The sequence below is a fragment of the Candidatus Thiosymbion oneisti genome, from assembly GCF_004359955.1.
GTDB lineage: Bacteria > Pseudomonadota > Gammaproteobacteria > Chromatiales > Chromatiaceae > Thiosymbion > Thiosymbion oneisti.
On sequence record NZ_SMSC01000001.1, the window covers coordinates 1 to 19,664 of the forward strand.

17 protein-coding genes, 1 tRNA gene and 1 pseudogene are annotated in these 19,664 nt (G+C 59.6%); 7 read left to right on the plus strand and 12 right to left on the minus strand.

What is annotated here, in order from left to right; genetic code table 11:
* The first annotated feature begins 123 nt into the window (after window positions 1-123).
* The 5 genes from ssb (at window position 124) to E1958_RS00025 (ending at window position 2,870) form a co-directional block, all read left to right on the plus strand.
* Entirely contained in the window at window positions 124-540 is a 417-nt protein-coding gene (ssb, locus tag E1958_RS00005) for a single-stranded DNA-binding protein (RefSeq protein ID WP_133510051.1), read from the plus strand.
* Between the two features lie 294 nt (window positions 541-834).
* The gene (locus E1958_RS00010) at window positions 835-1,416 is read left to right on the plus strand and encodes a Uma2 family endonuclease (protein WP_133510052.1); all 582 of its coding nucleotides are present in this window, start codon (window positions 835-837) and stop codon (window positions 1,414-1,416) included.
* Between the two features lie 172 nt (window positions 1,417-1,588).
* A complete protein-coding gene (locus tag E1958_RS00015) occupies window positions 1,589-2,029 on the plus strand; it encodes a ParA family protein (protein ID WP_133510053.1) in 441 nt (146 codons plus the stop codon).
* Window positions 1,945-2,400, plus strand: coding sequence for a ParA family protein (locus tag E1958_RS21795; RefSeq protein WP_133510054.1), 456 nt, complete (start codon window positions 1,945-1,947; stop codon window positions 2,398-2,400). The genes E1958_RS00015 and E1958_RS21795 overlap by 85 nt, the downstream gene beginning before the upstream one ends.
* Window positions 2,397-2,870, plus strand: a complete 474-nt coding sequence (locus E1958_RS00025) for a ParB/RepB/Spo0J family partition protein (RefSeq protein WP_133510055.1) — start codon at window positions 2,397-2,399, stop codon at window positions 2,868-2,870. The genes E1958_RS21795 and E1958_RS00025 overlap by 4 nt, the downstream gene beginning before the upstream one ends.
* Window positions 2,871-4,372: 1,502 nt before the next feature.
* On the opposite strand, the pseudogene E1958_RS00030 reads toward E1958_RS00025, so the two are convergent.
* The 4 genes and pseudogenes from E1958_RS00030 to E1958_RS00045 form a co-directional block, all read right to left on the minus strand.
* A pseudogene (locus E1958_RS00030) lies at window positions 4,373-5,365 on the minus strand (IS481 family transposase).
* Window positions 5,366-5,593: 228 nt separating this feature from the next.
* Window positions 5,594-7,120: a M35 family metallo-endopeptidase gene (locus E1958_RS00035; RefSeq protein WP_133510056.1), complete on the minus strand. Its 1,527-nt coding sequence runs from the start codon at window positions 7,118-7,120 to the stop codon at window positions 5,594-5,596.
* A 21-nt stretch (window positions 7,121-7,141) separates the two neighbouring features.
* Complete coding sequence (locus E1958_RS00040; RefSeq protein ID WP_133510057.1) at window positions 7,142-7,690, minus strand: hypothetical protein; 549 nt, start codon at window positions 7,688-7,690, stop codon at window positions 7,142-7,144.
* A gap of 1 nt (window position 7,691) precedes the next feature.
* Complete coding sequence (locus E1958_RS00045; RefSeq protein ID WP_133510058.1) at window positions 7,692-8,981, minus strand: dicarboxylate/amino acid:cation symporter; 1,290 nt, start codon at window positions 8,979-8,981, stop codon at window positions 7,692-7,694.
* Between the two features lie 2,379 nt (window positions 8,982-11,360).
* Between E1958_RS00045 and E1958_RS00050 the strand changes: the two genes are divergently transcribed.
* Window positions 11,361-11,744, plus strand: coding sequence for a formylglycine-generating enzyme family protein (locus tag E1958_RS00050; protein WP_133510059.1), 384 nt, complete (start codon window positions 11,361-11,363; stop codon window positions 11,742-11,744).
* A gap of 548 nt (window positions 11,745-12,292) precedes the next feature.
* Here the strand turns inward: E1958_RS00050 and E1958_RS00055 are convergent.
* The 8 genes from E1958_RS00055 to thiD form a co-directional block, all read right to left on the minus strand.
* Entirely contained in the window at window positions 12,293-14,359 is a 2,067-nt protein-coding gene (locus E1958_RS00055) for a bifunctional DedA family/phosphatase PAP2 family protein (protein WP_133510060.1), read from the minus strand.
* A gap of 691 nt (window positions 14,360-15,050) precedes the next feature.
* A complete protein-coding gene (locus E1958_RS00060; protein ID WP_133510061.1) occupies window positions 15,051-15,542 on the minus strand; it encodes a hypothetical protein in 492 nt (163 codons plus the stop codon).
* Entirely contained in the window at window positions 15,539-15,826 is a 288-nt protein-coding gene (locus E1958_RS00065; RefSeq protein ID WP_133510062.1) for a hypothetical protein, read from the minus strand. Before E1958_RS00065 ends, E1958_RS00060 begins: the two co-directional genes overlap by 4 nt.
* 9 nt (window positions 15,827-15,835) lie before the next feature.
* Window positions 15,836-16,210, minus strand: coding sequence for a hypothetical protein (locus tag E1958_RS00070; RefSeq protein WP_133510063.1), 375 nt, complete (start codon window positions 16,208-16,210; stop codon window positions 15,836-15,838).
* 86 nt (window positions 16,211-16,296) lie between these two features.
* Window positions 16,297-16,563 carry a hypothetical protein gene (locus tag E1958_RS00075; protein WP_089728994.1) on the minus strand — a complete coding sequence of 89 codons (267 nt, stop codon included), beginning with the start codon at window positions 16,561-16,563 and terminating at the stop codon, window positions 16,297-16,299.
* 61 nt (window positions 16,564-16,624) lie between these two features.
* Window positions 16,625-17,911 (minus strand): glutamate-1-semialdehyde 2,1-aminomutase, encoded by a 1,287-nt coding sequence (gene hemL, locus E1958_RS00080; protein WP_133510064.1) that lies wholly within the window; start codon window positions 17,909-17,911, stop codon window positions 16,625-16,627.
* Entirely contained in the window at window positions 17,908-18,570 is a 663-nt protein-coding gene (gene thiE, locus E1958_RS00085; protein ID WP_133510065.1) for a thiamine phosphate synthase, read from the minus strand. Before thiE ends, hemL begins: the two co-directional genes overlap by 4 nt.
* On the minus strand, window positions 18,567-19,373 hold the full coding sequence (gene thiD / locus E1958_RS00090; RefSeq protein WP_133510201.1) for a bifunctional hydroxymethylpyrimidine kinase/phosphomethylpyrimidine kinase: 807 nt from the start codon (window positions 19,371-19,373) through the stop codon (window positions 18,567-18,569). The genes thiE and thiD overlap by 4 nt, the downstream gene beginning before the upstream one ends.
* 108 nt (window positions 19,374-19,481) lie before the next feature.
* Between thiD and E1958_RS00095 the strand changes: the two genes are divergently transcribed.
* A tRNA-Thr gene (locus E1958_RS00095) sits at window positions 19,482-19,557 on the plus strand.
* Window positions 19,558-19,664 lie beyond the last annotated feature (107 nt).

Below are 19,664 nucleotides of genomic sequence, written 5' to 3' on the forward strand. Positions count from 1 at the left end.
TCCAAAAATATCGAGCATGACACCGCAAATCAGGTGGCAGCAGGATGCACTTCAGCCACCGATAGCGGCGGATGTCGATCAGCGTCCTGTTGTCATTTATTTCTACTGCGCAGGAGAGAAAAAATGGCACGTGGAATCAATAAGGTCATTCTGATCAGCAACCTGGGTGCTGACCCGGAGGTACGCTACATGCCCGACAGCAATGCTGTCGTGAATGTAAGTTTGGCAACTGGTGAGTCCTGGAAAGACCGGGATACCGGCGAGGTGAGGGAGCGTACCGAGTGGCATCGGGTCGTCTTCTTCGGGAAGCTGGCCGAGATTGCCAAGGAGTACCTACACAAGGGGTCCAAGATTTACGTTGAAGGTAAGTTACGGACCCGCAAGTGGCAGGATCAGGGTGGGCAAGATCGTTACACCACGGAAGTGGTGGTCGATTTCAACGGCACCATGCAGATGCTCGATGGTCGGAACGGGAGTTCGGAGTCTTCGGGTGCATCGAAGAGTGGTACTTCGGGACCCGACGATGGTGCCCCGTTCTGATTTGGGTATTGTAAAGTGCCGGGATTCCTCGGCACTTCATGCCTATGGGCATTGGAGCCAGCGGCAGGGATGCCGGCCTCGATGCTATGGGCTGGTCCAGGAATGTGAAGGAGAATCAAAGTGCTAGTCACTGAAGAAGCGGGCCCGCGCTGTTGGGCCTATAGTGAGTCCGGCTCGATTTGTGGTAAACTAGTTATCATTGTCGATCCGAACCGTGGTTGCACGGTCTGTGCCGACCACGTTGACCCTATACTGGAGGGAAGGAGAAGTGGATTGGAGAGGGAGGAGTAATCGATGGAACCAGCACTTCAACCCACCCTCTACAAGTCTCTGGAGGCCCTGCCTGAAGGGGTGACCGGGGAGATCCTGAACGGACAGCTGCATACTCACCCACGACCTTCTGTAGCTCATGTGAACGTCGGCTCTATGCTAGGTGCTGAATTAATCGGCCCCTTTCGTAAAGGCAATGGAGGCCCTGGCGGCTGGTGGATCCTTGTCGAGCCGGAAGTGCACTTCGTGCGGAATGTGGAGGTGGTGGTACCGGATCTGGCCGGTTGGCGACGGGAGCGGATGCCCTACTTTCCGGAGGATCATCGCATTGAGGTGGTTCCTGACTGGATTTGCGAGATCCTATCCTCATCCACGGCAAGCAGGGATCGTGAAGTCAAGATGCCATTGTATGCCTACTATGAGGTGCAGTATGCATGGCTGATCGATCCGGCTAAGCGCATGCTGGAGGCGTACCGACTCGATGCCGGCGCCTGGATCGCGATCGGTCGCTTTGCCGATACCGATCAGGTTGCCGTACCGCCATTCGAGGCGGTGAGCCTTGATCTGAGTGCTCTTTGGCCGCCTCAGCGGCCGGTTGTGGTGTAACTTTGGGTAATGTTCCTACCTTACCCATTTAGGATGAGGTAGGAATTTTTCTTTGTAAACCTTTCCTCGAGGTGCCCTGAAAAGTTTCGCATGCGAAACTTGCACTACTGAATATTTATTGTAATTATTCCCATTCCTTCCTGCCCCTGTGGCACGGCCTAGAGAGGTGATCATGAAGATTCTAGCAATTGCGAACCAGAAAGGGGGCGTCGGTAAATCGATGCTCGCCGTTCACTTGACCTGGCTGGCACTGGAGCAGGGCCAGCCAGTCTTGCTGGTTGATCTGGACGGACAGGCAAACAGTTCCCATACCTTCGTTGATGAGTTCAGTGGCCTGACCGCATCGATGCTATTCACCATCGAGCCCGGATCGCTCACCGAGGTTCCACAGACCATCTCCGAACAATTTTCTCTGATCTCAGCCGATACTGCGGTCAATGATGTCGAAGGCCTCGATCTTGGGACCATCGAGAGACCCATTGCGCATCTCCGCAACCTCGTGCAACCGAGTTCGGAGAAAGATTTCACATGCGAAGAAGTTTCGCATGCGAAACTGCTAGACCCAGAAATCCTGGTCATCATCGACACGCCCCAACCCTCGGGCGGCGACTGATCGCTGCACTTATTGCAGCAGATGCTGTGGTGTCACCACTAACACTCAACGGATATTCAGTCCAAGGGATCACAGATCTACTGAAGACAGTTCAAACGGTTAGGAAGCGATTCAATCCGACCATCAAGAACCTGGGGCTCTTAGCGAATATGGTGAACGCCCGGTCCGGTACGCACCGACAGATGTTGGCTGAACTCAGAGATACCCTTGGTGACAAATTCCTTCCCTTCGTGCTTCACAACCGAGTTGCAATCTCAGATGCGATCGACCAGCGAAAGCCAGTCTGGAGAGGTGCGAAAGGACAAAGCTCGCAGAGCACAGCACAGGAGATGCGACAAGTCTGCACGGCGATCCTGGAGCAGCTGCAATGAGCGTTCAGGGAATCAAAAATCTCGCAGAGTTGATCGATGAAGCAACGAATAAGGATGAGCTACGGACGATTCCTCTGTCCATCATCGATCCTGACCCGGACCAGCCAAGGACCCACTTCGATGAAGGGCGCCTGAACGCCCTGGCCGACTCGATCAAAGCGCAGGGAATCATCGAACCCCTGATCGTATCCCCACACCCAGACGATCCACGGCGTTATCTACTGGCAGCCGGAGAGCGTCGGTGGCGGGCCGCTGAACTTGCTGGTCTCGCTGAAGTTCCCGTTGTGATTCGGGAATTTTCCAAAGGACAGCGATTAGCAGTCCAACTCGTCGAAAACATTGATCGGGAAGCGCTGTCCCCTACCGAGGAGTCACTGGCAATCCTACGCCTAACCGAGAAGGGAATACAGAGCCCACATCAACTGATGATGAGAGCGAAGGGCTTATGCAGGACAAGCTCTACTACGTGAAGGCCCAGGATACTATCCAAGACCTGTTGGGAATTTCCACACCAATCCGAGCACCTGGTCCTAACAAGCCTGGCGAGATAAAGATCAAATTTAGAGATAGAGCCGAGCTCGAAGATATCCGACGACTCCTCAATGGAAGCTAATGTCCATTCCCAACGATATAAGGCGCTCAGTGATATCAGCATACCGATATCACTGTGATCGCTCACCTGCAGAATCCGCAAAGTTGCTGGTAGCCTTTGCTATCGATCGTGGCTTCTCGAAGCCACGTAAGCCACCGCCGGGTACTGCGCTGGAGCGGTGGGCTACGGTAACCAAAGCACCCTTGTGGGCAGTTCGAGCTGCGGCTGCTTGGCTTGATTCCAATGTTACGGTGACTGATCAGAATGAGCGAGCCGCCGTCACTGAGGTGCTACAGCGAATCCGGGGTGATGATGGATCGTGACTTTCGCATGCGAAAGAGTTATTTTCTGTGCTAGTGATTCTGCCAACCTGTGTCGGTTTCCCCTTCGACGAGGGTGGCCATAAGTGCATATTTGGCCGGGCAGGAAGCCTGGCTGGACGTAGAAGCCAGGGAGGGCGAACAGGGATGATACCGAGAGGGCATGGATGCCGTCTCGGATTGGTGCAGGGATGCGTGCCTGTCTGTCAGCTGGCAGTGGGGTAACTCCCGAGGTGGTGTGCTTGGCGATGACGAGGCGCCTACGCGGTGTGAGGAGAGACGACGAACATGCGTGGATCGCCGAGGAAGAGTAAGCACATGAGCGAGGAGGCACGTTTACATGAGCTTCACCTTCCGTGGTTCCAACTTGATCATCAATACTAGTACCTAGTGTAGTGCGCCATTCTGTTTGGAACTTAAGCGGCGATTGCGCGCGTCGGGCGTCAAATCGATCGCGGCGCCATTCGCATTCTCTGCCTCTTGTCTGCATCGGCTCTCTACAACCGACCGGGGGCGGCTTTGTTAGTTCTACTATTTACAGCGCACTACACTAGTTTCGACCGTTGTTGTAAGTTCATCGTATCTGCTGACTCACACGCTTGACTTATCCGCTCCAGTATGGGGACTAGTAATATCGACCGAAACTAGGTACTAGAACTTGATTGAAGCATCATGAAAGCTCGCGACAGAAACTTATCTAAAACGGTCAGAAAACCACCTGTAACTCCACCTAAAAGCATTCAGGGGTCTGCTCACGAAACGGGAAAAATCGCACGCTACTAGGGCTCATCGGGCGTTCGAAGCGGCCGGTATTTGCCCTCCGGGCAGCCAGCGTAAGCGAGAGGGTCTGTATGGGTAGCAAATTGTCTAAAGGATCCAAGGGAGTTAAAAGACCACCTGCGGTTCCACCTAAAAGTCTTCAGTACGATCTCTTCACTACATTCCTCGGGGACGCTCCTGAGCTCTCAAACACCATTGAGCTTTGGGATGCAACCCCTAAGTATGCAATCTCTCCCCGTGCTCAAAATGCACTGCGTAGCCCTGAAGGAAGGCTACCTGTTCATGAATGTTGCTTTGTGTCAAATCCCGCCAGATTATAGACACATTTTTTGAACAGATTAGGCTGTTTTTGATACCAGTTTTTCATGGCTTGAAGGGGCGGGATGTGACCCAAAGCCTTTTGGGGAAGGTGTTGATTATAGACCTGGACGTAGCGTTTGAGGGTCTCGGCCAAATGCGCGGATGAATCGAAGCGGGTGGTGCGCAGCACGTCAGCGATACGGCCATTGAAGCGCTCGATCATGCCGTTAGTCTGCGAGGTTCTGGGCTTGATCAGGCGATGTTCGATGTGGTTGTCGGCACACACCCGATCAACAGCGTGGGCGCCGGTGGGCTGGTGCTGGCCGGTGGCACAAAAGCGGTCGGTAAGTTCCTTGCCGTTGTCGGTGAGGAGCTTGGTGATCGTAAACGGCGCCTTCTCGATCAAGCGTTTGAGGAAACCGCTGGCGGCGGCTGACTTGTCCGGGAGGAGTTCCACGTAAACCCAGCGGGTGGCGCGGTCGATGGCGGCGAAGAGATACTGCCGGTGGTCCTCATCGGGCATTTGGGGCAGGTACTTGACATCGACGTGCACGAAGCCGGGCGCAGAAGGACTTTATACGCCTTCCGGTGTCTTAGCGCCTTCCTCCTGGGGCATCAGCGCCTTGAGATTCGACACGCCGTGGCGGCGCAGACAGCGGTCCAGGCCCGAGCGCGAAACCTCCGCGTGGATGAACTCGCGGGTCACCGCCAGCAGGTCGTCCAGGGGCAGAGGAGGGCTCTGGCGCAAGGCCACCACCACCGCTTCCTGGGCCGCGCTGAGGGTCGCCTGGAGCCGGTGCGGACGGTGTAAGGCATCGGCTGTCCCTTCGCGTTGACGCCATTTCGCTACCGTGTGGCGGTTGAGGTGATAGGTTTCCGCCAACCTCCGGTTGCTCACCGACGCGGGCTGAGCCTGGAGTTCCAGACGGATGGCCGGGGTAGTGCGGGCGTTCTGGTGCAGCTGGATGTTCATGATGGGTGTGATCGCTCAACTCAATTGGGGTAGGCTATGAGCTCGGTCAAACACTGCCGACCGGCCCCTCGCTTGCCGTCACGTTTCCTTCCGCGTCCTCTCCCGCTAGCAAGCGTAAAACTTCTCGGGCTTGCAGCAAAGGATCGCTCCTTCTCGGTATATAATCACACGGAACCTGACAACTAACTTGTTAGTGAACCACTCCTTCGGCACAGCTGTACTAGCTTTTCAATACTGCGGACAGGCACTGATCTTACCGTTCAGTGTGAGCGCATCGTTTCCCTGCGCACCGTTCAGGACGTCAAGGGCAATCCGAGACAAGGCGTATTCGGTCGCCCCTTCGTTACTCCCGCCATGGCTGTTGCGCCATTCTTGGCGGCGAGACTCCAAGAGACCGAGATAAAACCCCCTACCACTCGGACCCGGCTCTGCATCTCGATTGAACATATTGCGATAGAGATTGTTGATCAACTCGCTGTCACTCAGCCCGCTGAACCGATTGGTGTACTCTTGGGAGGTCCCAAAGGCCGCAATGATCGAGCCGAGATCACCCCCCTCCGCGTCCAAGCGGGTGCACCAGTACTCGAACCCTTCAAACTCAGCACAGCGGGCATAGTAGCCGATATAGGCCTTGTGAATCCAACGCTTCGCTTGGCTACTACACATCGACAGGGGCGGCGTATTTTCGGCAAAGTACAAGTAGCTGTCTGCGTTATCAATCGCCAGTGACGGGTAACGGGAGGCGAGGTTTATCGCACTGTCTTGACCATAGGCGTAATCATCCGTACCGGCAACGTTCGTGAAATGCGAGATCTCGTGGACGATGGTTCCAGCTTGCGAGTCGATGCCCAACCGTGGAGCCGACCAGAAAACATTGCAAAGATAGATCTCGTAAGGGCGGTTCGCATAAACATAAGCGTAGCTATTATCGTTGCAGCCGCAATCGAAGGTAATATTCCCATCATATAGGGCATTGGAGATCGCACGGAAATTCGATTCCACCGTCGCATACCGCGATTGGGTATAAGTACCGAACCACCGCACATATCGCGGAGCGGTACTGCGTTGATTGGTCGGTGTACTAGTCAACGTGGAGGCCGCCTCATTCGCTATCTGTTGGGCCGAGGCGAAGGCGCTATTGATCGTACCCTGTTGGCTCCCCGTACAGCCGGTGAATGTCGCCTCCTTGGCCATAGGGGACAGTGGAAGCGGGCGATCCTCGCTCAGTACCAGGGTCGCCGCGGCGCTAACGCTCGATGCGGCACCGACCCCGTATGCCTTAGCGTTCGGGCCTCCCAGGATTGCCAGATCCGCATCGTAAGTGATCAAGTAGCTGCCTACATCATAGATAGCATAACCCTCGGCGAGATCCAGCATCGCTGATACGACCTCACCCGGTTCGATCGTGATGTAATCATCGGCGGTCGGGGCGGGGCGCTTGACCATCCGTCCGATATATTCGATCGCTTGCCCACTCTTCTTCACTTTGAAGATCGGCGCTTTGAATTCCTCCTCCAATGGGGTATTCCAAGGCAACACCTGCACGGGTTCGGAGCCATGATTGGTAAGCGAAAACTCAAGGATCAATGCATCATATGCATGATGCGAGGATTTATACACCGCAAGCGATGCCTGTAGGGATCCCGTTGCCGCAACCACGCATTGCAAAACGCCGAGCATGGCAAAAGCCACGAGGGTAAGCAGGAACTGCCCGACCAGGTTTCGACGCATGTATCCTTTGGAAAGATTTGTCATCAGTTCACTCGCATTGCTTACTTAGGGTGCGCGTATAAATTCGATAGGATTCGATTGTACTGCCTGCATTTCCGACTCAACGGAGCCATGTCGCTTGTGGTGTAGCACCGATCGCCGATAGCGCACGAAATAGCTACCTGGTTTATCGAGCGCATACCCTTGGGCCAAGTCGATCTCGGCGCTCAGAACAGCGTTCGGCTCCAGGGTGACAAAATCGCTTGCCGTAGGCGTACCTCGTTTGACGGAAGGTCCCCGATAGGGCACTGGCGTCGCGTGAGGACCAAGCTCGACCGCGAACATGTCGCGTAAGAGTTTCCCCTCCAAGGGCGTGCCCCACTTCAACACTTCCATACGCTCGGGGGTATGGTTTCTCAGCTCGAAGCGAATCAGGACTGGCTCACCGAGCCGATAGGAGGCATTGCCCTCAATGAAGACCTCGAGACCGGGGGATGGGGAGGGCTTTTCCGGATCCTCGAGGAAGAACCCCATAGCGAGTGTCTGTGGGTCCGCAGCGGCCCCGAGTAATCCGGGGCAGATGGCGGCCATCAAGAGAACGAATCGCAAGATCATCTTATGCCCTCCGAGGTTGCTCCTCCAGGATGCCCTGTTCTCCCTCCAGCTTGCCGATGATGACCGCCCCGGCGGAATCGCTCCAGACATTGGTAGCCGTGCGCAGCATATCCAGGACGCGGTCCACGGCCAGGATCAGTCCGATGCCCTCCACCGGCAAGCCCATGGCGGCGAGGATGATGGAGATAGCAACCAGGCTGGCGGCCGGGATTCCGGCCACGCCGATGGATGTCAACAAGGCGATGAGTACGATCGTGAACTGGCTGGCGAAAGTGAGCTCCAGCCCGTAGGCCTGGGCGATGAACATGGCGGCCACGCACTCGTAGAGGGCGGTGCCGTCCATATTGACCGTGGCCCCCAAGGGGAGGACGAAGCTGGTGGTGCGGTTGGACACCCCGGCGTTCTTCTCTACGCACTCCATGGTAATAGGAAGGGTCGCCGAGGAGGAGGCGGTGGAGAAAGCGGTGAGCAGGGCCGAGCCCATGGCCTTGAAGTGCCGGACGGGGTTGACCCCGCCCACGAAATAGAGCAGCAGGGGCAGGGTGACCAGAAAGTGAATCGCCAGTGCCGCTAGGACGCTGAAGAAGAATGTCGCAAGCGGCACGAAGGCGTCGAAGCCGGTGCTGGCCACTACCTTGGCGACCAGGGCGAACACCCCCAGGGGGGCGAAACGCATGATCAGATCGGTGATCTTGAGCATGACCTCGAACACGCCCTGCCAGAAATTGTACTGGACCTCGGCATAGCCCGCGGCGATGCGGGTCATGAAGAAGCCGTAGAGCAGACTGAAGAAGATCAGGCCCAGCATCTGGCCCGCGGCGGCGGCCGCCACGATGTTGGTCGGGACCATGCGCAGGAAGACCTCGATGACATCGCCGGCGCCTCGGCCGGCCACCTGGTCCTCGAAGGTGCTGACGTCGGTGGTAAAACCGATGAGATCTTTGGCCGGCTGGCCGTCAACGATGCCCGGGGCGATGGCGTTGACCACCATGAGCCCCACCAGGATCGCCAACAGACTGGTGCTCATATAGTAGAGCAGGGTCTTGCCGCCGAGCCGGCCAAGGTTCTGAGAGCCGCCGATGCCGGCGATGCCGACGATGATGGAAGAGACGATCAAGGGGACGATCAACATCTTGAGGGCATTGAGGAAGAGCTTGCCCACGAAGTCGAACACCGAATAAAAGGTGACGCCGAACAGCCCCGCCTCGGTGCCCGTCAGCAAGCCGGCGATCACGGCCAGCGCGAGTGCGATCAGGATCTGCCAGTGGAGCTTGAGTCTGAGGAAGGCCATCGGTTATCTCCAAGCGACGTGAAAACCTATAGGTGGCGCCATTCATCTGCCCGCGGGGAGGGTCAACCATAGCATAAGTCCTTGCGAAAAATGCTCCGCATGGGCGCAAAGCAGGGCAACCGAATGATAAACCCTGTTGAAACCAGCTGTTGGCAGGTTAGTCAATGGGAGGGGGCGGGTCATCAGCCCGACTCTTTGGAGTGCGCCGGCAAGACGCCGCGGCCGGATCGGTTCCTAGCGGTGTGCGCTACCAGCGCGGCATTTGCTTAAGAATCGGTAGTACCTAGTGTAGTGCGCCATTCTGTTTGGAACTTAAGCGGCGATTGCGCGCGTCGGGCGTCAAATCGATCGTGGCGCCATTCGCATTCTCTGCCTCTTGTCTGCATCGGCTCTCTACAACCGACCGGGGGCGGCTTTGTTAGTTCTACTATTTACAGCGCACTACACTAGTTTCGACCGCTGTTGCAAGTTCATAGTATCTGCATGCTCACACGCTTGGCTCACATGCTCCAGTGTGTGGACTAGGGGGTGTTGACATTCCGAAGGTCCGCGCAGCGGACCCTACTATCCAGCTGATTCTCTCGTTCCCACGCGCTGCGTGGGAACGCGGAAGCTCCGCGCCGCGGAGTGTCTCGGAGCGGACCTGTGGGATGTTGCGGCCATCTAGCCTGTGAAAACCATTGGTTAGTGCAGATAACAACCGGAAACAGAACCACGGATGAACACGGATCGACACGGATTGGTCTCCATCCGTGTCTATCCGTGGTTCGAGATAGCGAGGATTTTGGCTCGTTCCCACGCTTCAGCGTGGGAATGCCGTTGTGCCGCTCCAGCGGCCGAGATCCCTCGTTCCGCTCGGGACAGGGTTTCATGACGCTGGAGCGTCAGATCCCTCCTCCGTCGGGACCAGGTTGGCTCCCACGCTGGAGCGTGGGAGCCAGAGGTAACCCCAACGCAAGAAAAACGACGCGGTATGAGTATAGGAAAAATGATCCGGTCCTTGTGCTGAGGCTACGGAATAGCTCGCGTAGACCAAGTTAGCCCCGCGGAGCGGTGGGTAACCCAATGCCATTAATTAGCTGTTGGCCGCTTGTCGTGGTGGGTCGGAATACGAAAGAGAAAACGACGGACTGGTGCTGAATCGGCGCGAAGCCATTGGTGAGGATTCGCGGATCTGGGTCGTTTCCTCGCCGTCGGGTTAACATTTTACAATTTGACTCCACGTCTGCCGACAAAACGAAGAGGCTTTTTTACATGGATTCCGGATCATGGAGGCGCCGGCAGCGGCGCGACCGCATCGAACCCTCAGCCACGGGGATACCAGCGGCGTTGGCCGGGAATCCGGCCCTTCGAGTCTCCACCATATGCCGCGGCGTGACGGCGCTTTCCCTGGCCGCAACACCTTTGTTGGGGACGGATGCGGTCCAATCCAAAGCGGCGGCAGATGGTGCCACTTTGGCCGATCCCCTCGGCTTATGCCTCGCGCTGTCGGTTCCGGTAAGCAGCGGGTGAAGTTGCCGCCGCACTCCAAAACGTCCAGTGGACCCTTCTATGATCGTTGGCAGTCCGGAATCCATGTTAATGAAGAACAGGGCTAAAGACATGGCCGACATCTTCATCAGCTATTCGCAACAGGACGCTAACGGGTCGAGCCCCCTGGTCGCCACCTTGACCGCTGAGGGCTCATCAGGTCTGGTGGGACCCGGAGATAGCGTGCCGGTGAGTCCTTCGATGAACTCATCGAGAGCACGCTAGAAAAGGTGCGGTGCGTGGTTACCCCTTTGGTCGCAACACTCAGTCGTCCTTCCAAGGTACGCCGAATCGGCCTGGGCGTATGACCGCGGAAAATTCGTCTCCCATCCGAATCGATGAGGGCAATCGAGCTCCCCTGAAATTTACAAATGTCCATACCCGCAGCCTGGTGGTTGGACAGGCGTCCGGATGCCAGCCGTACTCGGACCTACTGGCGGATATTGCCAGGATCGCCGGCCCGCCCTCGACGCCCGACCGGCCTCCAGCGCCGGAACCAAGGCCTGTACTAACCCCTCCTCAAGATCTGTCGGCGGATATCTCCAAAGCCGGCAGTGCACCCTTGCCGCCCAGTCCAGGGTCCAACGAATGCCCTTAAAGCAAACTTCAATTTCGCCCTGACGGCGGAGTGGCGTGGCCGGGTTGGCTGTAATCGGGACGTTGGTTGGGGTATTGTCATGTTCGGTCCAGGGATAAGCCTGTTCCAGGCGGCACTGTGCCAACTTTGCCATCCCAAGCAGGGACGCCAACACCCCTCGGTATCACTTCGCCAGCCTCGGAATCAGAGAGAGATTCATTTCCCTGACTGTCTTCCACGATACCCTCAAAGACGGCTCCCAGGGACCGGCGATGGTGGTTATCCCCGGCGGCAGCTTCCAAATGGGCTCCCCCACCACCGAGCCTGAGCGCAGTGATAACGAGGGACCGGTCCATGAGGTGACGCTGCGTCCCTTCGCCATGGGCCGTACCGAGGTTACTTTTGCCGAATACGATCATTTTGCCGCGGCCACGGGGCTGCAGCCGACGATGGGCTGGACGGACAAGCGGCCGGTGATTAATGTCTCTTGGGAAGACGCTACGGCATATGCGGCCTGGTTGAGTGATCAGACCGGCGAGCGCTATCGCCTGCCTACCGAGGCCGAGTGGGAATATGCCGCCCGGGCCGGTATCCTCGACCCCTGGACTGGTAATTGTATCCACACCGACCGCGGGCCAACTACGGCGGCAATCTGACCACAACGGCTGTGGGGCCAAGACCGGGGTCCATCGACGGACGGTCTCGGCCGGCAAGTCTCGTCGGCCAATCCCCTGGGGGGCTCCGTGAGATCGTCGGCAAATGTCTGGGGAACGGGATTGCTGGCAAGAACCGGGGTGCCCCCCCGTCCGACGGCAGTGCTTTTGAGTCGTGTTCCGGCGCGACCGTACCCGGCGTGTGGCTCGCGGCGGTGGCTGGACTTCCATCCTTGGTTCTCCGGTCGGCGAACCGGATCAGGTTCACTCACCAGTTTTGCAACGTCATCCTTGGTTTTCGTCTCGCCAGGCGTTAAGACCCTTTGTTCCTCTTTGTGTTTTGTCCCTGTGCAAATTGCATTTTGAATCCAGATTACGCAGATTTTCACAGATTAAAAAATGAAATAATCTGCGTAATCTGTGGAAGAAGCCGCGAACCGCATCATTGATGCGGTTCGCGTCTCCCTCGTAATGCCATCCCAGAAGACCAACCGCGCCTCACCGCATCCTACAAATGGACGCAACAGGTCAAGATTTGTCGATAATGTGAGTTAACTGCGACCGATTTGGTGTTTATTCGCGTTCATTTGCTGCAAAAAATCCGGTGATCGGTAGCCGGACCGGCTCATTAGGAGGCGAGGTTCGGGGATTTGAAGCAGCAGGGGAGCGGTCTGGTCCGGGCGGAAGGGGTGCAGTGTGGAGAGGTCTTCTTGCACGGAATCCAGGGGGCTGTGGGTGTCGGCGTCCGTGGTCGGTACGGCGAGCAGATCGAGAACGACCCGCTTGTGTTGAGCGGTGACGTTTCCGATCCACAGGGGCGTCTCACCATCGATGCGATAGCTGGTCGGCCACAGACGCAACACCAGCCGGCGCTTACCGGGGCCTTGTTTGACCAAGGTCAGGGCTTCGTGGCGGCCTTCGTGGACATGGGGAATGACGGGAAGCTCCGCGAGGGGCAGGGAGGGGGACAGCAGTTTTATGGCCCTGCCCCAGCTCAGCCTGGGTCCCGGCTCCCAACCTTGGTGGGCGAGCTGGTCGCGCAGGTCGGCGAGCTGGCCGGCATACTGGAGGTTCAAGGGATGATGGCCGGCCTGCCGCAGGTCGTCCCGGGTTTGCGGCAGGATACGCCAGACCTTGGTCCTCCAATCGGCGTCGGTGATGGCGGTGGTCGCTAGGGGCCGGTCGTGGAAGGCAGGATCGGGATCTTGAGACAGGATGCTTTGGAGGCCGAAGGCGACTGCACAGGTCCCTAGGGCAATAGATCCGAGCCGATGCCAGGCGGGCTCGCTCTCCCGGTGGCGACGATAGGCCAGTCCCAGGGTAGCCACCCAGGCCAGCCCGAGGGTGAGGCTGCCCAGGACAGCGGTGAGCCAGTGGGCGCCGAAGTAGAGCCGGGAGATGCCCACCAGGGTGATGAGCATACCGGCCCAGGCGTAGGGCAGCCAACGCCAGGTCGGGGTCATGCCGCCGGCGAGCACCACGGCGAGGAAGCCGTAGACCACCGTGGCCCGCAGGGTGTGGCCGCTGGGGAAGGCCCAAGGCGTGAGTCCGTCCGGCCCGGGGTCAGGGCGCGGGATCTGGAGCAGATACCCGAGCAGCGGCCCGGCGAGGATAGCGAAGGTCCCCGCGGCGAGCCAGTAGTTGGCATGACGGTGCTCGCCGCGCCGGTACAACCAGCCGCAGACCACCAGGATCAGGGGCAGGATGACGGCCAGGTCCCCGAGACGGCTGAAGCCGGCCATGAGCTGGTTCGCCGTCGGGGTTTGGAGGCTGAGCGCGAGATGCAGCACCGTCCGGTTCAGCGGTAGATCCGATGCCCCGGCGACGGTGAAGCCGGTGACCAGGGCGAACAACAGGGTGGTCAGGAGCAGGACCCCGGCGAGTGCGGTCAGGGTCGCGGCATCCGGGTGTCCGGGATCGGCGAGGGCACGGGCGATCTCGCCCATCCGCGGATGAAATTCCGCCCGGCGCAGCAGGCCTTCGATCCAGCCCTTAGCACGGGGGCTGTAGCGCAGAAAGACCTGCCGTACCCCCCAGGCCACGGCCCAGACCACGACCGCCAGGGCGAGCAGCAGCAGCACCAGATGGAAGGCGGCCTCGGCGGCCAGCTCCAGGGAGGCGCCGAAGACGATGCCCGGCAGCAGGTAGGCGGGGGCCCAGGCGATGGCGGAGAGGATATTGGCGACCAGGAAGCGCCCCACCGGCATGCCCAGCATACCGGCGACCAGCGGAATGACCGCCCGGATGGGACCCACGAAGCGCCCGAAGGCGACGCTCTTGCCGCCGTATTTTTCGAAGAAGCGGACCCCGCCGGCGAGGCTGTCCGGATAACGGGTGAAGGGCCAGAGGCTTGTCAGCCGTTCCCGGTAGTGGCGCCCGAGCCAGTAGCTGAGTCCGTCCCCGACCACGGCGCCGACGATCGCCCACAGGCACACGGGCCAGAAGTCCAGGGCGCCGGCGGCGATCAGGGTCCCGGTGCCGACCATCATGATCGCACCCGGCACCATGAGCCCGACGATGGCCAGGGATTCGGTCAGGGCTACCAGGAAGACACCCAGATAGGCCCAACCGGGGTTGGCCGCGACCCAGGTCAGCAGATCCCGGAGCAGCTCGGCCATGGGGTAGTGGTCGGGGTCGGCCGACTACTACCTAGTTTCGACCGCTGTTGCAAGTTCATAGTATCTGCATGCTCACACGCTTGGCTCACATGCTCCAGTGTGTGGACTAGGGGGTGTTGACATTCCGAAGGTCCGCGCAGCGGACCCTACTATCCAGCTGATTCTCTCGTTCCCACGCGCTGCGTGGGAACGCGGAAGCTCCGCGCCGCGGAGTGTCTCGGAGCGGACCTGTGGGATGTTGCGGCCATCTAGCCTGTGAAAACCATTGGTTAGTGCAGATAACAACCGGAAACAGAACCACGGATGAACACGGATCGACACGGATTGGTCTCCCATCCGTGTCCATCCGTGGTTCGAGATAGCGAAGATTAGATCGTTTGTTAATTGCGAACACCCCCTAGCAATATCGATCGAAACTAGTGTAGTGCGCCATTCTGTTTGGAACTTAAGCGGCGATTGCGCGCATCGGGCGTCAAATCGATCGCGGCGCCATTCGCATTCTCTGCCTCTTGTCTGCATCGGCTCTCTACAACCGACCGGGGGCGGCTTTGTTAGTTCTACTATTTACAGCGCACTACACTAGGTACTACAGCAGTGCCGAAATACCAATGACATGAGAATTCTCTCTTGCCCCGAATGGACGCAAATGGACCCGGATAGATGTAAAGCAGGAGCAACCGTTAGAGGAAGGTCAGAACCATTGATGGCGCAGATAGAGACCACCCTCCAGTTCTGGAAAATCGATGAAGTTTCCGCCCTTGATGGCGGGCCGAATCTTGTTGAACGCTTTGGGGAAGACCTGCTCGCTGTCGGCACACTCGGCGCCAGGCTCCTTGGCAAAGGCGGGCTCGAAGGTCCGGTTCTTGTTCTCTTCCACACTACCTTCCCGATCCCAGATCGCTTCGGCCGCCTCTGTCGAGACCTTCTTGCAGATAGCCTTTACCTGGGGCAAGGTATAGTCGCCGATCCCGATATAGAAGCCGAGCAGGTCGGAGATCAGATCCTCCTGGCTGAATCCGCTGTTGGTAACGACGTTCCAAGGAAAACTGTTCTGGAACCCCTCGAACAGCACCGAGACCTCCATGAAGATCGCCAAGGCCACCGCGCGTTTTTCCTGCCAGGAGAGTCCGTAGCGGACCAGATAATTGCGCTGGGTACCTGCCGTAAGGCCCCATTTACTCATATCCTGTCTATAGGTGAGGTGACCTTGTATCCCGGCGCGCCGTCGTGAAAATGGGCGAGCCGTTCCAGAGGGTCCACATAGGGAAAACCGCTCGGACCAGGGCGGTCATAGAGCCTGCGAGGATCGACCCCCGGTGGGAGATCGCCGCCCCGGATCTGCTTCCAGAGATTCTTGACGCCGACGAATTCATATTTGGCGTCGTCCTTTACATGGCCCAGATCGATCCAACCACAGTTGCAGGTGTAGATAAGGCGTTTACTTTTAATGTCATCACGATTCGACACCGGTTACTCCTATTCCAGATAGGTGATTTCAAATCGGTCCGGTGGCATGGCTACCAACCTAAGCCAACGGTCATCCTGATGGAAATAGAGGTATTCCCGATCATAAATTTGTCGCTCCGGCCCCTGATAGCCCCGCTCCAGGAGCAGAGCTTGGTAATGGGCGATGGCAGCAGTCGGATCGGACGTATAGCAGTAGCGCGTAACCGTCGAAGGCTTAGGTCCATCGCCGGCACTAGAATGGTAGAGGGCGGGTCCGGTGCAATAATCCAGCGGTAGGTGGTGGATGATGTCCGGTACCAGGAGCCAGTAATCGAGCGAGCAACGCCGGAAATAGCGTGACTCGTCGAAACCGATGGTTAGGAGCCACCAGAATACGACGAGCATTACCAGAAGGATGCCGGTGACAGTCAAAAAAATCGGCGCGCGCATAGCAGCAGCTTGTCGCCCTGTTCGCCATTGATGTAGCCGCGTTAGAAAAAGCTCTTTAGGATCAAGGCTACAATGCCGGCGAATGTGGCACTCAACATCCATTTGACGAGGCGGAACTCGCCATCCATACGCAGCTCAAGTCGCTCGATGTCCTGCTTGAGTCGCTCGATGTCCTGCTTGGTTGCCAACTCTGCCTCACCGGAAGCCTCCTTGAATGCTTCGGCAACGGCTTCGGCCTGGGCCTCCGGGATGCCGGAATCCTTGAGGCGGCGAACGAACTTCAGGGTATCGAAAGTTATGCTGGCCATATTCCGAAGGGTTCCTTGTGGATTTCAGACTTGGTTCACATCCGCATGGGCCGGCCCGACGTTATCCGGGAACAACCGCGAAGGCCTCCGCCGCCGCCCGCAGGGTGGCGGCGATATCTTCCTCGCTATGGGCCGCGGAGAGGAAGCCCGTCTCGAAGGCGGAGGGGGCGAGGTAGACCCCCCGCTCCAGCATGGCGTGGAAGAAGGCGCGGAACTGGTCCTGGTTACAGGCGGTGGCCCCTGCGAAGTCGGTCACCCGTTCCGCGGCGGTGAAGAAGAGACCGAACATGGCCCCGACCCGGTTGCTGGTCAGGGGTACGCCAGCGGCCGCGGCCTGCGCTTCGAGCCCGGTGACCAGCTGCTCGGTCTTGGCCTCCAGGTCCTGGTAAAAGCCAGGCCTACTGATCAGCTCCAGGGTAGTGAGCCCGGCGGCCATAGTCACCGGGTTGCCGGAGAGGGTGCCGGCCTGATAGACGGGACCTAGGGGGGCGATCTTTTCCATGACGTCCCGGCGGCCGCCGAAGGCCCCCACCGGCAGACCGCCGCCGATGACCTTACCCAGGGTCGTGAGATCGGGGGTCACCCCGTAGCGCCCCTGGGCCCCGCCGAGCGCCACCCGGAACCCGGTCATGACCTCGTCGAAGATGAGCAACCCGCCGTAGCGGTCGCACAGCGCGCGCAGTCCTTCCAGAAATCCCGGCTCCGGGGGGATGCAGCCCATGTTGCCGGCCACGGGCTCGACGATGATGCAGGCGATCTCTTCCCCGCTGCGGGCAAAGGTGTCCCGGACCTGATCCAGGTCGTTGTAAGCGAGGGTTACCGTGAGCTCGGCCAGGGCCGCCGGTACGCCGGGCGAGCTGGGCTCGCCCAGGGTCAGGGCGCCGGAGCCTGCCTTGACCAGCAGGGAGTCGGCGTGGCCGTGGTAGCAGCCCTCGAACTTCACCAGCTTGTCCCGACCGGTATGGCCGCGGGCCAGCCGGATGGCGCTCATGGTGGCCTCGGTGCCGGAGCTGACCATGCGCACCAGGTCCAGGGAGGGTATCAGCTCGCAGAGCTGGTCCGCCATCCGGGTCTCCAGCTCCGTAGGGGCGCCGAAGGAGAGGCCCTTGTGCATGCGGTCGGTAACCGCCGCCAAGACCTGGGGGTGAGCATGGCCCAGGATCATGGGGCCCCAGGAGCCCACATAGTCCAGATAGCGGTTGCCGTCCGCATCGAACAGGTAGGGGCCGGCGGCATGCTCGAAGAAGATCGGATCGCCACCGACGCCGCGGAAGGCCCGGACCGGGGAGTTGACGCCGCCGGAGATATGGCGCTGGGCCGCGGCGAAAAGGTCATGGGATCGGGTCATGGGTCGCAATCTCTGGCGTGAAAGAGCGCGTCGAAGGCGGCGGCCGCGGCGCGGATGTCGGGTTGGCCGAAGACGGCGTCGACGGCGGCCAACATGTCCGCGCCGGCCGCAATCGGTAGAGTGCCATTCTCGGGAGTAATACCGCCGATGGCAACCAGCGGCATCGTGAGGTGCCGGCGGGCCTGCCGCAGCAGTTCCGGCGTGGCCTGAACGGCCAAGGGCTTGGTGGTGGAAGGGAAGAAGCGCCCGAAGGCAACATAGTCGGCGCCGATTGCCTGGGCCTGCAGCGCCCGTTGGAGCCGGTCGTAACAGGAGACGCCGATGATGGCCCCCGGTCCCAGGCGGCTTCTCGCCTCCCGCGGGTCGGGGTCGTCTTGGCCCAGGTGCACCCCGTCGGCGCCGATCCGGGCCGCCAGGTCCAGGTCGTCGTTGACGATGAGCGGGACGGCGGCGGCGCGGCAGACCGCAAGCAGGGAACGGGCCGTGCGCAAGCGTGCGGCCGGATCGCCGCCCTTGCTCCGGTATTGGATCAGCCGGGCACCACCGGCGATGGCCTGTTCGACCTGCTCTATCAGGGGCTCTATCAGGGGCGGGGCGGTCCTCGGGAGCTGGCTCGGGACTTGGGGGGTGATGGCGTAGAGCCCGTACAGTCGGCTCATTGCGGTGGTCCCGGACTATCGAGGGCGAAGAGCCGGTTGGGAGTGAGCTGGCAGCGGCCGGTGCGCAGGGCGCGGTTCAGGCTCTCCCAGGTGTAGGCCTGGGCCTCGGCGACGGCGTCCTCCGGATCCAGGCCCCGGACGATCCGGGCCGCGACGGCGCTTGCCAAGGTGCAGCCGGAACCATGATAGGTGCCTTGCAGGCGCGGCCAAGACCACTCCCGGCGGCTGTCATCGTGACCGTAGAGCCGGTTGATCACTTCATCCCCCGGAGCATGGGTGCCGGTGATCAGCACCCAGGGGCAACCGGTCTGCAGTAACCCTTGGGCGCAGTCATCCGGCTCCTTGAAGCTGCTCAGGATCCGGGCCTCCGGGAGGTTCGGCGTCACCAGGGCGCAGCGTCCGAGCAGCTGGTTGCGCAGCTGGTTGACCAGGGCGGTGTCTGCGACCCACCGCCCTTTGCCGGAGGCGAGCACCGGGTCCAGGATCAAGGGTAGCTGCGGATGCCCGGTAGTGAGCTCGCAGAGGACCCGGACGGTCCGCGCGCTGCCGAGCAGGCCGATTTTGAGGGCGCCGACACGGCTGTCGGCGAGCACCCGGCGGCATTGGTCCTCGATCATCCGGGGCCCCTGGGGCCACAGGCGGACGCCGCCGCAGGTGTCCTGATCGGTCAGGCAGCTAATGACGCTGCAGGTATGGACCCCGACCGCCCGCGCGGCCTCCGCATCGGCCTGAATGCCCGCTCCGCCGCTGGGGTCATGCCCGCCTACGCAGAGTAGGACCGGCTCGAGATCAGCGGGTATCATCACCGCAGGTGCCGATCTTTCGGCACCTGGTCGTCGCCTTCATTGGGCTGTCACCGCCGGTAGCTTGAGGGTGTTTTGTCGTTTGCATATAATTAAATGTTCACCCATGCCGATGTAGCTCAGCCGGTAGAGCAACGCATTCGTAATGCGTAGGTCCGCGGTTCGAATCCGCGCATCGGCTCCAAAACCATGGGGTCGCAGATGGTTCCAAACGGCCCCGTGCATCCGTATCTGGCCTTGGATCTCGACGCCGACGGCCCCGCGACGGGGAGCGGTTGACGCGGAGCGATT

What these genes read in the sequence shown, in the direction of transcription:
- ssb (WP_133510051.1), top strand. Translation starts at nt 124, where the DNA reads ATGGCACGTGGAATCAATAAGGTCATTCTGATCAGCAACCTGGGTGCT.
- E1958_RS00010 (WP_133510052.1), top strand. Translation starts at nt 835, where the DNA reads ATGGAACCAGCACTTCAACCCACCCTCTACAAGTCTCTGGAGGCCCTG.
- E1958_RS00015 (WP_133510053.1), top strand. Translation starts at nt 1,589, where the DNA reads ATGAAGATTCTAGCAATTGCGAACCAGAAAGGGGGCGTCGGTAAATCG.
- E1958_RS21795 (WP_133510054.1), top strand. Translation starts at nt 1,945, where the DNA reads ATGCGAAGAAGTTTCGCATGCGAAACTGCTAGACCCAGAAATCCTGGT.
- E1958_RS00025 (WP_133510055.1), top strand. Translation starts at nt 2,397, where the DNA reads ATGAGCGTTCAGGGAATCAAAAATCTCGCAGAGTTGATCGATGAAGCA.
- E1958_RS00035 (WP_133510056.1), bottom strand. Translation starts at nt 7,120, where the DNA reads ATGACAAATCTTTCCAAAGGATACATGCGTCGAAACCTGGTCGGGCAG.
- E1958_RS00040 (WP_133510057.1), bottom strand. Translation starts at nt 7,690, where the DNA reads ATGATCTTGCGATTCGTTCTCTTGATGGCCGCCATCTGCCCCGGATTA.
- E1958_RS00045 (WP_133510058.1), bottom strand. Translation starts at nt 8,981, where the DNA reads ATGGCCTTCCTCAGACTCAAGCTCCACTGGCAGATCCTGATCGCACTC.
- E1958_RS00050 (WP_133510059.1), top strand. Translation starts at nt 11,361, where the DNA reads ATGGTGGTTATCCCCGGCGGCAGCTTCCAAATGGGCTCCCCCACCACC.
- E1958_RS00055 (WP_133510060.1), bottom strand. Translation starts at nt 14,359, where the DNA reads ATGGCCGAGCTGCTCCGGGATCTGCTGACCTGGGTCGCGGCCAACCCC.
- E1958_RS00060 (WP_133510061.1), bottom strand. Translation starts at nt 15,542, where the DNA reads ATGAGTAAATGGGGCCTTACGGCAGGTACCCAGCGCAATTATCTGGTC.
- E1958_RS00070 (WP_133510063.1), bottom strand. Translation starts at nt 16,210, where the DNA reads ATGCTCGTCGTATTCTGGTGGCTCCTAACCATCGGTTTCGACGAGTCA.
- E1958_RS00075 (WP_089728994.1), bottom strand. Translation starts at nt 16,563, where the DNA reads ATGGCCAGCATAACTTTCGATACCCTGAAGTTCGTTCGCCGCCTCAAG.
- hemL (WP_133510064.1), bottom strand. Translation starts at nt 17,911, where the DNA reads ATGACCCGATCCCATGACCTTTTCGCCGCGGCCCAGCGCCATATCTCC.
- thiE (WP_133510065.1), bottom strand. Translation starts at nt 18,570, where the DNA reads ATGAGCCGACTGTACGGGCTCTACGCCATCACCCCCCAAGTCCCGAGC.
- thiD (WP_133510201.1), bottom strand. Translation starts at nt 19,373, where the DNA reads ATGATACCCGCTGATCTCGAGCCGGTCCTACTCTGCGTAGGCGGGCAT.